The sequence below is a fragment of the Streptomyces sp. NPDC093600 genome, assembly GCF_044764755.1.
In the GTDB taxonomy this organism is placed as follows: Bacteria; Actinomycetota; Actinomycetes; order Streptomycetales; family Streptomycetaceae; genus Streptomyces.
In genome coordinates this window covers 40,457-54,409 of sequence record NZ_JBIWIU010000004.1, presented here as the reverse complement: position 1 = coordinate 54,409, position 13,953 = coordinate 40,457, and the positions used below count along the sequence as shown (strand labels likewise).

General features: G+C 72.8%; 15 protein-coding genes. 7 read left to right on the top strand and 8 right to left on the bottom strand.

What is annotated here, in order from left to right:
* Positions 1-64: 64 nt before the first annotated feature.
* Positions 65-211, top strand: coding sequence for an SCO1431 family membrane protein (locus ACIRB4_RS12925; protein WP_403290565.1), 147 nt, complete (start codon positions 65-67; stop codon positions 209-211).
* Positions 212-446: 235 nt separating this feature from the next.
* On the top strand, positions 447-1,619 hold the full coding sequence (locus ACIRB4_RS12920) for an acyl-CoA dehydrogenase family protein (RefSeq protein WP_403290564.1): 1,173 nt from the start codon (positions 447-449) through the stop codon (positions 1,617-1,619).
* Here the strand turns inward: ACIRB4_RS12920 and ACIRB4_RS12915 are convergent.
* Together ACIRB4_RS12915 and ACIRB4_RS12910 are read right to left on the bottom strand one after the other, a co-directional pair.
* Entirely contained in the window at positions 1,582-1,878 is a 297-nt protein-coding gene (locus ACIRB4_RS12915) for a hypothetical protein (RefSeq protein WP_403290562.1), read from the bottom strand. The two genes, ACIRB4_RS12920 and ACIRB4_RS12915, sit on opposite strands and share 38 nt — an antisense overlap.
* Positions 1,879-2,032: 154 nt before the next feature.
* Positions 2,033-2,401 carry a hypothetical protein gene (locus ACIRB4_RS12910; RefSeq protein ID WP_403290561.1) on the bottom strand — a complete coding sequence of 123 codons (369 nt, stop codon included), beginning with the start codon at positions 2,399-2,401 and terminating at the stop codon, positions 2,033-2,035.
* Positions 2,402-2,626: 225 nt separating this feature from the next.
* On the opposite strand from ACIRB4_RS12910, the gene ACIRB4_RS12905 reads away from it, so the two are divergent.
* From ACIRB4_RS12905 to fxsA, 4 genes are all read left to right on the top strand, one after another.
* Positions 2,627-3,067: an Lrp/AsnC family transcriptional regulator gene (locus ACIRB4_RS12905; protein ID WP_403290559.1), complete on the top strand. Its 441-nt coding sequence runs from the start codon at positions 2,627-2,629 to the stop codon at positions 3,065-3,067.
* 10 nt (positions 3,068-3,077) lie between these two features.
* Complete coding sequence (locus tag ACIRB4_RS12900; RefSeq protein ID WP_403290558.1) at positions 3,078-4,706, top strand: amidohydrolase; 1,629 nt, start codon at positions 3,078-3,080, stop codon at positions 4,704-4,706.
* A 522-nt stretch (positions 4,707-5,228) separates the two neighbouring features.
* A complete protein-coding gene (locus ACIRB4_RS12895) occupies positions 5,229-6,008 on the top strand; it encodes a polyprenol monophosphomannose synthase (RefSeq protein ID WP_403290557.1) in 780 nt (259 codons plus the stop codon).
* Between the two features lie 47 nt (positions 6,009-6,055).
* A complete protein-coding gene (fxsA, locus tag ACIRB4_RS12890) occupies positions 6,056-6,652 on the top strand; it encodes an FxsA family membrane protein (RefSeq protein WP_403290555.1) in 597 nt (198 codons plus the stop codon).
* A gap of 145 nt (positions 6,653-6,797) precedes the next feature.
* On the opposite strand, the gene ACIRB4_RS12885 is transcribed toward fxsA, so the two are convergent.
* The 4 genes from ACIRB4_RS12885 to ACIRB4_RS12870 all read right to left on the bottom strand — a co-directional run bounded on the left by ACIRB4_RS12885 (position 6,798) and on the right by ACIRB4_RS12870 (position 10,301).
* The gene (locus tag ACIRB4_RS12885) at positions 6,798-7,172 is read right to left on the bottom strand and encodes an RNA polymerase-binding protein RbpA (RefSeq protein WP_026278069.1); all 375 of its coding nucleotides are present in this window, start codon (positions 7,170-7,172) and stop codon (positions 6,798-6,800) included.
* 255 nt (positions 7,173-7,427) lie between these two features.
* Positions 7,428-8,786: an MFS transporter gene (locus ACIRB4_RS12880; RefSeq protein ID WP_403290554.1), complete on the bottom strand. Its 1,359-nt coding sequence runs from the start codon at positions 8,784-8,786 to the stop codon at positions 7,428-7,430.
* A gap of 40 nt (positions 8,787-8,826) precedes the next feature.
* Positions 8,827-9,591 (bottom strand): glycerophosphodiester phosphodiesterase family protein, encoded by a 765-nt coding sequence (locus ACIRB4_RS12875; protein ID WP_403290552.1) that lies wholly within the window; start codon positions 9,589-9,591, stop codon positions 8,827-8,829.
* Entirely contained in the window at positions 9,588-10,301 is a 714-nt protein-coding gene (locus tag ACIRB4_RS12870) for a YitT family protein (protein WP_403290550.1), read from the bottom strand. The genes ACIRB4_RS12875 and ACIRB4_RS12870 overlap by 4 nt, the downstream gene beginning before the upstream one ends.
* A 64-nt stretch (positions 10,302-10,365) precedes the next feature.
* On the opposite strand from ACIRB4_RS12870, the gene ACIRB4_RS12865 reads away from it, so the two are divergent.
* Positions 10,366-11,871 carry a PLP-dependent aminotransferase family protein gene (locus ACIRB4_RS12865; RefSeq protein ID WP_403290548.1) on the top strand — a complete coding sequence of 502 codons (1,506 nt, stop codon included), beginning with the start codon at positions 10,366-10,368 and terminating at the stop codon, positions 11,869-11,871.
* Positions 11,872-12,032: 161 nt separating this feature from the next.
* Here the strand turns inward: ACIRB4_RS12865 and ACIRB4_RS12860 are convergent, their stop codons facing one another.
* Both ACIRB4_RS12860 and ACIRB4_RS12855 read right to left on the bottom strand, forming a co-directional pair.
* Complete coding sequence (locus tag ACIRB4_RS12860) at positions 12,033-13,712, bottom strand: hypothetical protein (RefSeq protein ID WP_403290547.1); 1,680 nt, start codon at positions 13,710-13,712, stop codon at positions 12,033-12,035.
* 37 nt (positions 13,713-13,749) lie between these two features.
* A complete protein-coding gene (locus ACIRB4_RS12855) occupies positions 13,750-13,944 on the bottom strand; it encodes a hypothetical protein (protein WP_361232465.1) in 195 nt (64 codons plus the stop codon).
* Between the last annotated feature and the right edge of the window lie 9 nt (positions 13,945-13,953).

Sequence of the window (13,953 nt, the reverse complement as noted above, 5' to 3'; positions counted from 1 at the left end):
CGGTCCCGGGGGGCGTGAGGAACGTCTCTACCCCGGGGCCGCCGTGGCTGGCACCGTGGTGGCCATGACCGCCACCACCCACTCCGCCGCCCGCGCCCGCGCCCGTACCGGCGGCCCCGAGGACAACGGACCCCAGCTGCTCGAGCACCTCCTGGGCTGGACCCTGGTCGTCGTGCTCGCCATGTTCGTCACGCAGGTCGGGCTGATGTGACGGCCTCCTCATGCCCGGCGGCCCGGGCCGGCGACGGCGCCTGAGGGGGCCGACGGCCACGGGAAGCCGCGGGGTGACCGGGACCCGCCGAATGGGCATACTCCCTCCGCCACGGGCGCCGGGCGCCCCCTCGCGTGATCCGCCCGGGGGAGCATCGGCGCAGACCGACCGACGGCGGTGCGTCGCCCTACCCCCGGCCCGCGCCGCCGCCCCCGACAGGGAGGAGTGCGCCGCCATGCCCGACCGCGCCCCGCAGACGGTGGACCGCAGGCTGCTCACGGAGGAGGCCGAGGATCTGCTCGCCCTTGTCCGTGACATCGCCGAGCGGGAGATCGCGCCCCACGCCGCCGAGGAGGAGGACGCGGGCCACTTCCCCCGCGAGCTCTTCTCGCTGCTCTCGGCCTCCGGCCTGCTCGGCCTTCCCTACGACTCCGAGTACGGCGGCGGCGCCCAGCCCTACGCCGTCTACCTCCAGGTCCTCGAAGAACTCGCCGCCGCCCGGCTCACCGTCGGCCTCGGCGTCAGCGTCCACACCCTGTCCTGCCACGCCCTCGCCGGATTCGGTACGAAGGAGCAGCGCGCCGCCCATCTGCCCGCCATGCTCGGCGGCGGCCTCCTCGGCGCCTACTGCCTCTCGGAACCGGCCTCCGGATCCGACGCGGCCTCGCTGCGGACGAAGGCGGTCCGGGACGGCGACGCGTGGGTGCTGACCGGCACCAAGGCGTGGATCACCCATGGCGGGATCGCCGACTTCTGCACGGTCATGGCCCGCACCGGAGGCGAGGGGCCCAAGGGCATCACGGCGTTCCTCGTGCCCGGGGACGCCGAGGGGCTGAGCGCCGCGGCGCCCGAGCGGAAGATGGGCATGAAGGGCTCGCCCACCGCCCAGCTGCACTTCGACGGGGTGCGGATCCCCGACGCGCGCCGGATCGGCGAGGAGGGGCAGGGGTTCGCCATCGCGCTGTCCGCCCTGGACTCCGGCCGGCTCGGGATCGCGGCCTGTGCGGTGGGGCTCGCCCAGGCCGCGCTCGACGAGGCCGTCGCGTACGCCCGGGAGCGGCGGCAGTTCGGCCGGCCGATCGCCGACTTCCAGGGGCTGCGGTTCCTGCTCGCCGACATGGCGACCCGGATCGAGGCGGGCCGGGCGCTGTATCTGGAGGCGGCCCGGCTGCGCGACGAGGGCCGGCCGTTCGGACGGCAGGCCGCGATGGCGAAGCTGTTCTGCACGGACGCGGCGATGGCGATCACCACGGACGCGGTCCAGGTCCTCGGCGGCTACGGCTACACCGCGGACTTCCCGGTGGAGCGCTACATGCGGGAGGCGAAGATGCTGCAGATCGTCGAGGGGACCAATCAGATCCAGCGGATGGTCATCGCCCGTCACCTTGTCGGACCAGAGTCCCGCTGACACCGCTCATACGCACCGTGCGGTCGGCCCAGACCGGTGCGGCGGCCAGCCGGTTCCACTCCTGGTCGTTGCGGCCCGGCAGGGTCCGGCCGTGGCTGGCCCACTGGCGGAGCAGCGCCTGGTAGATCGGCGGGTCGGTGAGGTGAGGAACCGGGTGGGTAACCACGTGCGGAGCCGCGCGCGGAACCGATTCTTCAAGGCGGGGCTCGGCGAGCCGCCGTCTTCCGTAGGTGCTCGGGGCGGTGTACGTGGACGTCATGTCCGGCCCAACGCGACGCGCCCGGCGGGGGTCACCGCCGGACCGATTCGAGCGGCAGTTCGGGAGTTACCCGGTTTTCCCGGACGAGGCCGACCGTGCCCGGCTCCGGCCTCGCGGGAACGCCTGACGTGCCGTCAACTCTTCTGGCGCGGTCTCAGGCCGCGCGCCGCATCTGCGGCACCTTGATCGGACGCGAGCCCGGACCGCCGACGTGCGAGAAGGGCTGCGTCCGCCAGTCGAGCCCCTGAGGGAGCGTCAGCAGCAGCGCGGTGTCCTGCTCCAGGACCTCCAGGGTCTCGTCGGCGGGGCGCGCCTCGGACGCGGCGCGACCGGTGCCGGGGCAGACCGTCAGGACGAACGGGTTCCACGGAGTCGGGCAGAGCGCGTGCTCCGGCAGCTCGTCCTCGTCCGCGAGCAGCGCGATCGGCTGCACACAGTCCGGGCAGATGACCCGGTACATCTCAAAGGTGTCGTACGCGTCGAGCTCGTCGGGCGTCTCGACCGAATCAACAGGCTCCTGCATGGAGAATCTCCCCCTCGGGTGGGTCGACCAAGTGCGTGTGGCCTCGACCACAAGAAGCAATTCCCATACGGCCCACCGCATAATCGTGAGGCACGACCCAAGCCGCTCCGCAAACCTGTGGCGTTCGTCACATGCCCGGCGCAGGTGCCGCGCGGACGGCCATAGCCACGCATACCGGCGGCGGCCGACTGTGCCGATGACCTCCCGGGGCAATAGGTTGACCGCATGGAGGAGCTGGATCGTCAGATCGTGGAGTTGCTCGTCGGGGACGGGCGGATGAGCTACACCGACCTGGGCAAGGCCACGGGCCTGTCCACCTCGGCCGTACATCAGCGCGTCCGCCGCCTGGAGCAGCGCGGGGTCATCCGCGGCTATGCCGCCGTCGTCGACCCGGAGGCCGTCGGTCTGCCGCTGACCGCTTTCATCTCGGTGAAACCCTTCGACCCCAGCGCCCCCGACGACACCCCCGACCGGCTCGCCGACATCCCCGAGATCGAGGCCTGCCACAGCGTCGCGGGCGAGGAGAACTACATCCTCAAGGTGCGCGTCGCCACCCCCCTGGAGCTGGAGCACCTGCTCACCCGCATCCGCTCCCAGGCCGGCGTCTCCAGCCGCACGACGGTCGTCCTGTCCACCCCGTACGAGGCCAGGCCGCCACGTATCTAACCTGGTCACCATGGACGAGAGCCTGTCGAAGACAGAACACCGCACCGTGCTGCTGCGCGGTGGAGAAGTGCACAGCCCCGCCGACCCCTTCGCCACCGCCATGGTGGTCGAGCGCGGGCACGTCGCCTGGGTGGGCTCGGAGGGCGCGGCCGACGCCTTCGCCTCCGGCGTCGACGAGGTGATCGACCTCGAAGGCGCCCTGGTCACCCCCGCGTTCGTCGACGCCCATGTGCACACCACCGCCACCGGTCTCGCGCTGACCGGCCTCGACCTCTCCGCCGCCGCCTCGCTCGCCGAGGCGGCGGAGATGATCCGCGCCCACGCCGCGGCCCGCCCCCACGACCGGATCCTCATCGGCCACGGCTGGGACGCCGCCCGCTGGCCCGAGCGCCGTGCGCCGCGCCGCGAGGAGCTGGACGAACTCGCCGGCGGCCGCCCCCTCTACCTCACCCGTATCGACGTCCACTCGGCCGTCGTCACCACCGCGCTGCTCGACCTCGTGCCCGGCGTCCGCGCCCTCACCGGCTTCCGCGCGGACGAACCGCTGACCGGCGACGCGCACCACGCCGTCCGTGCCGCCGCCTACGCCGCCGTCTCCTCCGGGCAGCGCACCGAGGCCCAGCGCGCCGCCCGCGCCCGCGCCGCCTCCCTCGGCATCGGCACCCTCCACGAGTGCGGCGGCCCCGAGATCTCCTCCGAGGACGACTTCACCGGACTGCTCGACCTCGCCCGTGCGGAGCCGGGTCCGCGCGTCGTCGGCTACTGGGCCGATCTCGACATCGAGCGGGCCCGCGCCATCGGCGCCGTCGGCGCGGCCGGCGACCTGTTCGCCGACGGCTCCCTCGGCTCCCACACCGCCTGCCTCCACGACCCCTACGCCGACCTGGCCGACGCCCGCACCGGGGTCGCCCACCTGGACGCCGCCACGATCGCCGCCCATGTCGTCGCGTGTACCGAGGCCGGGCTCCAGGCCGGCTTCCACGCCATCGGCGACGCCGCCCTGACCGCCGTCGTCGACGGCGTACGGGCCGCGTCCGAGAAGCTCGGCCTCGGCCGGATCCGCGCGGCCCGGCACCGCGTCGAGCACGCCGAGATGCTCACGCCCGAGACGATCGCCGCCTTCGCCGAACTCGGCCTCACCGCCTCGGTGCAGCCCGCCTTCGACGCGGCCTGGGGCGGCGAGCGGGGCATGTACGCCGAACGCCTCGGCGCCGAACGGGCCCGCACCCTCAACCCGTACGCGGCCCTGCTCCGTTCCGGGGTGCCGCTGGCCTTCGGCTCGGACAGCCCGGTCACCCCGCTGGACCCCTGGGGCACCGTCCGGGCCGCCGCCTTCCACCGCACGCCCGAGCACCGGATCTCCGTCCGTGCCGCCTTCACCGCCCACACCCGGGGCGGCTGGCGGGCCGTCGGCCGCGACGACGCCGGCACCCTCGTGCCCGGCGCTCCGGCCGACTACGCGGTCTGGCGCACCGGCGAACTCGTGGTCCAGGCCCCCGACGACCGGGTGGCCCGCTGGTCGACCGACCCGCGCTCCGGCACGCCCGGACTGCCCGATCTGACCCCCGGCGGCGAGCTCCCCGTCTGCCTGCGGACGGTGGTCCTGGGGCACACGGTCTTCGAGCGGCCGAACGAGTGACGCAGGGACATTCCGTACCACCGATCGATGATCCTTCCGCTCCTCCACGACCTGCGGATCGTCCCCGCTGACCTGGCGGTATAGGTCATTACCGCAGGTCAAAGGAGTATTGACAGCCAACCGCCACCGGCCGGTAGGTTCGGCGAGTCCACCACAGGACATCCGACGGGTTTCGAACCTCCACGCAGTCGTCGAACGCCGCTGGGTCAGGGGATGGTGTGCCGCACCTGGTTCACCAGCACCGCGAGCCAGGTTCAGCGCCCGCGCCTCGGGGGCGAGGGAAGGTTTTTTCCGGCGGAGGGTGGGATCCGGGTGGGGCCCGGACGTTCAGTAGACAACGGCTCTCGGTCGACCCGCACCCAGCGGGCCCCAGGTCGGCCCGAAGGACACCGGGCCCCGATCCGCAGCGCGCTTCCGTGGTGGCGTTGCGTGACGTCCCCGCCCCGACGAGTCCGGTCGCCGCAGACCCCTGACCGGGGCTCGCTATGGTGGGAGCTTACGTATGTATCCGAAGGGGCAGCAGTGAACGACGGTGGCCAGAGGCGTTACGGCCCGCTCGGCAGAGCCTTGGTGATCATTCCGACCTACAACGAGGCGGAGAACATCAAGCCGATCGTCTCGCGGGTACGGGAAGCCGTACCGGAGGCGCACGTCCTCGTGGCCGACGACAACAGCCCCGACGGCACGGGCAAGTTCGCGGACGAGCTCGCCGCGGAGGACGACCACGTCCATGTCCTGCACCGCAAGGGCAAGGAGGGCCTCGGCGCCGCCTACCTCGCCGGTTTCCGCTGGGGCGTCGAGAACGGCTACGGCGTCCTCGTCGAGATGGACGCCGACGGCTCCCACCAGCCCGAGGAGCTGCCCCGGCTGCTGACCGCGCTCAAGGGGGCCGACCTGGTGCTCGGCTCCCGCTGGGTGCCCGGCGGCCGGATCGTGAACTGGCCCAAGTCCCGCGAGTTCATCTCCCGGGGCGGCAGCCTCTACTCCCGCGTCCTGCTCGACGTCCCCATCCGGGACGTCACCGGCGGCTACCGCGCCTTCCGCAAGGAGACCCTGGAGGGCCTGGGCCTCGACGACGTCGCCTCGGCCGGCTACTGCTTCCAGGTCGACCTGGCCCGCCGTGCCGTCGCCGCCGGATTCCATGTCGTCGAGGTGCCCATCACCTTCGTGGAGCGCGAGGTCGGCGACTCCAAGATGAGCAAGGACATTCTCATCGAGGCGCTGTGGCGCGTCACCGGCTGGGGCCTGACGGCCCGCGCGCACAAGGTCGGCAAGCTGCTCGGCCGCAAGTCCGCGAGCTGATCCGTCCTTTACGACGTTCCTGCGGGGCGCCAGGCACACTGGGGACCATGACGACAGGCGCACCGCCCCCTCTCGCCCCCAAGCGCTCCCGCGCGCGCACGTTCCTCCCACTGGCCCTCGCCCTGTGGCTGGTCCTGGAGATCTGGCTGCTCACGATGGTGGCCGGAGCGGCCGGCGGACTGACCGTCCTCGGCCTGCTGGTCGGCGGCGCCGTCCTCGGCGCCGTGGTGATCAAGCGGGCGGGCCGGCGTGCCTTCAAAAACCTCACCGAGACCTTCGAGCGGGCCCAGGCGGCGGCCCGCACCGGTCAGCCCCCCACGGCCGCCGACCGGGTCGGCGCGCAGGACCGCAACGGCTTCCTGATGCTGGGCGGTCTGCTGCTGATGCTGCCGGGGCTCGTCTCCGACGTGGCCGGTCTGCTGCTGCTCGTCCCGCCGGTCCGCTCGCTGCTCGGACGGTACGCCGAGAAGGCCGTGGAGCGCCGGATGGCCGCCGCCCCCACCGGAAGCCTCCAGGACGCCTTTCAGCAGGCCCGTATGCACCGCCCGGACGGCAAGGTGGTCCAGGGTGAGGTCGTCCGCGAGGACGCCCCTGGGGGCGACGCCCGGCGGGCCGACGACCCCCGCCCTCCGCTGACGCCCTGAGAGCCTGACGAACGCGAGACCCTGACGACCTGTCCGAGACCTGACGGCCCGAGACCCTCCGAGGGCGGGCACGAGAACGCCGCGGGGCCCGGTACACAGATCGTGTACCGGGCCCCGCGGCGTTGCTTCGGACCGCGCCGTCCGCCTATGCGGACTTGCGGCTGTCTCGCGGATGGACGGCGATGTTCATGGCGCCGGAACGCAGGACCGCCAGCCTCTCGGCCAGCACCTCCTCCAGCTCCTCACGCGTGCGCCGCTCCATCAGCATGTCCCAGTGCGTACGCGCCGGCTTGCCCTTCTTCTCCTCGGGGCCGTCCCCGTCCACCAGAAGTGCCTGGCTTCCGCAGACCTTGCACTCCCACTCCGGCGGAATTTCCGCTTCCACCGAGAAGGGCATCTCAAAACGATGGCCCTTCTCGCATGCGTACTCCACGGCCTGGCGCGGGGCCAGATCGATGCCGCGGTCGGTCTCGTAGCTGGTCACCACGAGGCGCGTGCCGCGAAGAGCTCGCTCACTCATGAATCGTGCCTCCCGGGCTTGTCGCCCACAGGACAGGTGTCGCTGTCGTCGTCATCCGGTCAACGTCCGGTCGGCGGTAAAGATTCCCGTTCCGGGTCATGCGTCGCCCGTCGTGCCGCCCCTTGTTCTACCCACCAGTGCCCGGTTTGTCACATCTGGCAGCAGATGTCACCCAGCGCCTTCACTAAAGCAGCACGCAGTAACGGTCCGCCTGGCAGGCCAAAGGCGTACACTACCGGCCTTTCACTTCCGCGTCTAAATCCGCTCCGGAACCGGGTTGCCCGCGGCGGCCACGGCACGCCGTACCGGTACCCGCGCGAGCAGGACGAAACCTACCGCGAAGAAGATCACCAGGGAGATGATGGCATCGCGGTAACTGCCGGTCAGCTGATACGCGAGACCGAACACCAGTGGCCCCAGCCAGCTCAGACCCCGGTCGCTCATCTCGTAGGCCGAAAAGTACTCCGCCTCCTTGCCACGCGGCACCAGATGGGAGAAGAGCGAGCGAGACAGCGCCTGGCTGCCGCCGAGGACGAGACCGATCGCCGCCGCCAGACAGAAGAACGCCACCGGCGCGCCGGCCGGCAGGAAGTACCCGGCCGCCAGGATCAGCGTCCAGACGGCCAGGGACACCAGGATCGTCCGCTTGGCGCCGTACGAACGCGCCATCCGCCCCATCCCGAGAGCGCCCGCGACGGCGAGCACCTGCACCAGGAGCACCGCGGTGATCAGCGTCGTCTGCTCCAGGCCCAGCTCCTCCGAGCCGTAGATCGACGCCTGCGAGATCACCGTCTGCACCCCGTCGTTGTAGACGAGATACGCCAGCAGGAAGGAGAGCGTCAGCGGATGGCGCCGCATGTCCCTGAGCGTTGCCATGAGTTGCCGCCAGCCACCGCCGACGGCCCCCTCACCGCCTGTCTCCCGCACCCGGCGGTCCCGGAGCCTGCGCAGCGGTACGAGGGTGAAGGCGCCCCACCACACACCCGCCGACGCCAGACAGATCCGTACCGCCGTCCCCTCCGACACGCCGAAGGAGTCGTGCCCCGAGTACAGGACCAGGTTGAGGACCAGCACCAGGGCCCCCGACGTATAGCCGAAGGCCCAGCCCCGCGAGGAGACCGCGTCCCGCTCGTCCGGCTCGGCGATCTGCGGGAGATAGGCGTTGTAGAGCACCATCGAGACGGCGAGCGAGGCGTTCGCGACGATCAGCAGGAACGCGCCGAGCAGATACCGGTCGCCGTCCAGGAAGAACATGCCCGTGGTGGCCGCCGCGCCCAGATACGCCGCGACGGCGAGCAGCGGCTTCTTCCGCCCCGTACGGTCCGCGGCCGCGCCCACCAGCGGCATCACGCACACCGCCACCACGATCGAGGCCGAGACGGCGTAGGCGAACAGCGAGCCCGCCCGCACCGGGATCCCCAGCGGGTGGACGAACCCCTCCGCGTCCGCCGCCGCCTTGGCGACCGACGTCAGATAGGGGCCGAGGAACACGGTCAGCACGCTGGTCGAGTAGACCGAGCAGGCGAAGTCGTAGAAATACCAGCCGCGTTGCTCGCGTCTGCGGTCGGCGGGATCGGCGGTGTGCTCCTCCGGCTCGGCGGTGTTGGCGGTCAAGGCCGCGCCCCCTCGTTCGTCCCCGTGGCGGGACGCGCGCTCAGACCCACACCCCCCGGTCGGTGAGCACCGCGCGCAGCGTCTCCAGATGATCGGTCATGATGCCATCCACCCCCAGGTCGAGGAGAGAGTTCATCCGCTCCGGATCGTTGACGGTCCAGACGTGCACCTGCAGACCGCGCGCGTGCGCCTCCCGGACGAAACGCCGGTCCACCACGGGGATCCCTCCCTGGCTCTCCGGCACCTGGGCGGCGACCGCGCCCGCGCGCAGCGCCGCCGGTATGCCGAAGGACCGCAGCCACAGCCCGAGCACGCCCTTCACGCCGTACGAGGTGGCCAGCCGCGGCCCCGCCAGGCGCTGCGCCCTGGCCACCCGCGCCTCGGTGAAGGAGCCCACGCAGACCCGGTCCCAGGCGCCCGTCCGCTCGATCAGACCGACCAGCGGCGCCAGCGACGACTCCGCCTTCAGGTCCACGTTCCAGCGGGCCTCGGGGAACTCCTCGAGGAGCTCCTCGAAGAGCGGGAGCGGCTCCTTGCCGGCCACCCGCGCCTCCCGGACCGCGTCCCACGGCAGATCCCGGATCCGGCCGGTCGCGTCCGTGACCCGGTCGAGCGTCGCGTCGTGGAAGGCGACCAGCGCCCCGTCCGCGGTGGTGTGCACATCGGTCTCGAAGTAGCGGTAACCGGCCGCCGCGGCCCGTCGGAAGGCGGCCGCGGTGTTCTCCAGGCCGCCGGCCGAGCCGCCGCGGTGGGCGAACGGGATGGGCGACGGGTGGTCGAGATAGGGGTGGCGTACGCGAGTCACCGGGGCAGTATGGCCTGCTCCGGTGACCCGGAGGCGACCACGGTGCTGCGCGCGCTCACCTCGGGAATGGCGAACCGGCGCAGGAAGAACTGGGCGAGGGGGCCGATGGACAGCGCGTACAGGACCGTGCCGACCCCGACCGAGCCGCCGAGCACGAAACCGGAGGAGACGACGGCGACCTCCAGCGCCGTACGCACCAGGCGGATCGACCGGCCGGTGAGCCGGTGCAGACCGGTCATCAGTCCGTCACGCGGACCGGGGCCGAAGCGGGCGGCGATGTAGAGCCCCGTCGCCATGCCGTTGAGGACGATGCCGACGATCATCAGCGGGATCTGGCCCGCCAGGCCGTGGACGTCGGGGACGAGCGCCAGGGTGCCGTCCATCGCCACCCCGATCACGAAGACGTTCGAGACGGTGCCCAGGCCAGGCCTCTGCCGGATCGGGATCCACAGCAGCAGCACGACCGCGCCGACGACGATCGACACCACACCGATGGTCAGCCCGGTCCGCTCGGCCAGACCTTGGTGAAGCACCCCCCAGGGCTCCAGGCCGAGCCCGCCGCGCACCAGGAGCGCCGAGCTGATCCCGTACAGCGCCAGCCCGGCGTACAACTGCGCGAGCCGGCGGGTGAGGTGCCGGCCGCGCAGGCCCGTGGTGAAGGTCGTGATGGACAAGCGAGTGCCCCCTGTGGTGGTAGTGGACTGACTCATGACACTCTGTGGCGGGGGATCGCAGACCAACCATGGCCAATTCGAGGAAGGTGGACTGGTTTCCATGGCTCAGTGGACTTCGGCGGTCGGGCCGGCCCAGTTGGCCCGTCAGCTTCAGGCGCAGCAGCCCCGTCCCGCCGGGCCGGGGACCCGCAAGCCGCCCGCCTACCGCGCGCTGGCCGACGGCATCCGCCTCCTCGTGCTGGAGGGCCGGGTCCCGGTCGCCGCGCGGCTGCCCGCCGAGCGGGAGCTGGCACTGGCGCTGACCGTGAGCCGTACGACGGTGGCGGCGGCGTACGAGGCGCTGCGCGCCGAGGGGTTCCTGGAGTCGCGGCGCGGCGCCGGCAGCTGGACCGCCGTACCCGCCGGGAACCCGCTGCCCGCCCGCGGGCTCGAACCGCTGCCGCCCGAGTCCCTCGGCTCGATGATCGACCTCGGCTGCGCGGCGCTGCCCGCGCCCGAGCCGTGGCTCACGCGCAGCGTCCAGGGAGCCCTGGAGGAGCTGGCGCCGTACGCCCACACGCACGGGGACTACCCCGCGGGGCTGCCGGCGCTGCGGCAGATGCTCGCCGACCGGTACACCGAGCGGGGCATCCCGACCATGCCCGAGCAGATCATGGTGACGACGGGCGCGATGGGCGCCATCGACGCCATCTGCCACCTCTTCGCCGGGCGCGGCGAGCGGATCGCCGTCGAGTCGCCGTCCTACGCCAACATCCTCCAGCTCATGCGCGCGGCGGGAGCCCGACTGGTGCCGGTCGCCATGGCCGAGGGCCTGGCCGGATGGGACCTGAACCTGTGGCGTCAGGTGCTGCGCGACGCCGCTCCGCGGCTGGCGTACGTCGTGGCGGACTTCCACAACCCGACGGGCGCCCTGGCCGACGAGGACCAGCGGCGACAGCTGGTGGACGCGGCCCGCTCGGCCGGCACGGTCCTCGTGGTCGACGAGACCATGTCCGAGCTGTACCTGGAGGACGACCTGGTGATGCCCCGGCCGGTCTGCGCCTTCGACCCGGCAGGCTCGACGGTCCTCACGGTCGGCTCGGCCAGCAAGGCGTTCTGGGCCGGCATGCGCATCGGGTGGGTGCGGGCCGCGCCCGACGTCATCCGCTCGCTGGTCGCGGCCCGGGCCTACGCCGACCTCGGCACCCCGGTCCTCGAACAGCTCGGCGTCGACTGGCTGATGCGGACCGGCGGCTGGGAGCAGGCCGTCACCATCCGCCGCGAACAGGCCCGGGAGAACCGCGACGCCCTCGTCGCCGCGGTCCGGGCCGCCCTGCCGACCTGGGAGTTCGATGTCCCGCGCGGCGGCCTGACGCTCTGGGTCCGCACGGGCGGTCTGTCGGGCTCGCGCCTGGCGGAGGCGGGCGAGCGGGTCGGCGTACGGGTGCCCTCGGGCCCCCGGTTCGGCGTGGACGGCGCCTTCGAGGGCTACGTCCGCCTGCCGTTCACGGTCGGCGGCCCCGTCGCGGAGGAGGCGGCCTCCCGTCTCGCGGCCGCGGCACGCCTGGTGGAATCGGGCGCGGGGGCGGCGACGGGGGCGGAGCCGCCGAGGACGTTCGTGGCGTAGGGGAGCGGCAGGGCGGGTCAGGGGGGCGGCGTCACGTGGGACGGGCGTCGGGTCGGGCGTCGGGACGGGTCGGGCGCCGTGTCGTCGGGCGCCGTGTCGTCGGGCGTACGGAGGGCCGGTGCGGACCATCGTCCGCACCGGCCCTCCGGCTGTAGGTCCGCTCAGCCCTCCGCCGGCACCGGCGCGTGGCGCGGTGCCGGCCCCGCGTCGGGGGCGCGGCGTGGCGCGGGGCCGGGGTCCGGGGCGTGGACGGCGGTCGGCTGCGGGGCGTGGACGGGCGCCGGCTCCGGGTCCGGTGCGGAGCCCGGGACGGCCTCGACCGCCGCCGCCGTGGCGGTCTGGCGCTCCGGGAGCAGCTCCAGGACGGCCTGGCGGTGCGCCTCGCTCGTCGCGTCGTCGTACGGGTCGGGTGTCGCCGGCACCTGGAGCCGCAGCACCGGGCCCGTACCGAGGCGGGCGTAGCCGCGGCCCGGTGGGACGACCGGGATCGGGGTGGTGTGCGGCGCGACGCCGAGGACGGACTCGATCTGCTCCGAGGAGGCGGGGCCGAGCACGACCCGGGCGCGGGTGTGCGTCCGTACCGCCTCGTTCAGGGCGTCCACGCTGTCGAACTGCTCGATCACCACGACCGTGACCTGGGCGGCCCGTCCGTGCCTGAGCGGCACCTGGAGCAGGTCCTGCGGGTCGGTGCGGCCGTCGGCCGCCGCCAGGTGCCCGAGGATGCTCGGCCGGTCGAGGAGGATCCACAGCGGCCGCCGGGTGTCGTCGGGGGCCGGATGGCCCGCCTGGCGGGCCCGGTTCGCCGCGATCAGCCGCCGCTCCGTCTCGTGCGCGGCCCACTCCAGGCTGGCCAGAGCCCCGGCGAGGCCGCACTCGACGGCCAGGACCCCGGCGCGGCCGGTCAGACAGGCGTACTCGCCGGTGCCGCCGCCCTCGATGATCAGCACATCGCCGTGCGGCAGGGCCTGCAGGGCGATGGAGCGCAGCAGGGAGGTCGTGCCGCTGCCGGGCTGGCCGACGGCCAGCAGATGGGGCTCCGTCGAGCGGGGCCCGGTGCGCCAGACCACCGGGGGCGCGTCGGCCGGGCCGTCGGCGGTGAGCACCGGCACGGTCCGCTGCACGGCGCCCGCGTCGGTGAAGCCGAGGACCGTCTCGCCGGGCACGGTGACGAAACGCTGGGCGGCGATCGTGGTGGGCAGGGCGGGCAGCACGCTCATGACGAGCTGGTTGCCCTCCTCGTCCCAGTCGAAGAGGTACTCGCGCCCGCGCCCCGACTTGGCGCGCAGCAGCTGCTCGATCCGGGCGCGTGCGGCGGGCTCCCCGTCGGTGAAGTAGGCGGGGTACTTGATCCGCAGGCGGGTGAGGCGCCCGCCGTCGTCGAAGGCGTGGTCGTCGAAGGCGCCGCTCCAGTCGCCGCCGTGGGCGAAGAGCGGGGCCGGGTCCTCGGGGACGGAGAAGTACGGCACCAGCGCCTCGTACAGGCCCTTGAGCCGCTCGGTCTCCGCCTCGTCGGGCCCGGTCCTCACGACCGGACGCTCACGCCCCTTCCACGCGGCCGCCGCCATCACCGAGACGAGCGCGAGGAGCGGCCCGTACGGCAGGAGGGCGACGACGAGAACGCAGGCCGCGACCAGGAACAGCGTGGGACCGCGCCGCTCCTTGGGAGTGGCGGCCCACCTGGCGCGCGCGGTCGCGGCCAGCCTCCGCAGACCACGGGTGATGGTGATCAGCGGATGTAGCACATCGGTGGCGCTGTCGGCGGCCGTGCGCGCCATCTCTCGACTGCGAGCGATCTGGGCGCTGCCGCTGCTCAGAATGCGGGGGAGTGGTCGCCGGGCCACGTCGTACTCCTGGAGTTGTGGAAGGGGCTGAGGGGCGTCAGAACTTGATCCCGCCCAGGAGGCTGGCGAGACTCTGGCCGCCCGCGGTGATGCTGGGGGCGATGGCGGTGCCCGCGAGGTAGAACCCGAAGAGCGAGCAGACGAGGGCGTGGGATGCCTTGAGGCCGTCCTTCTTGAAGAACAGGAAGCAGATGATGCCGAGCAGGACCACGCCTGAGATGGACAGGATCATGAGGAGTTC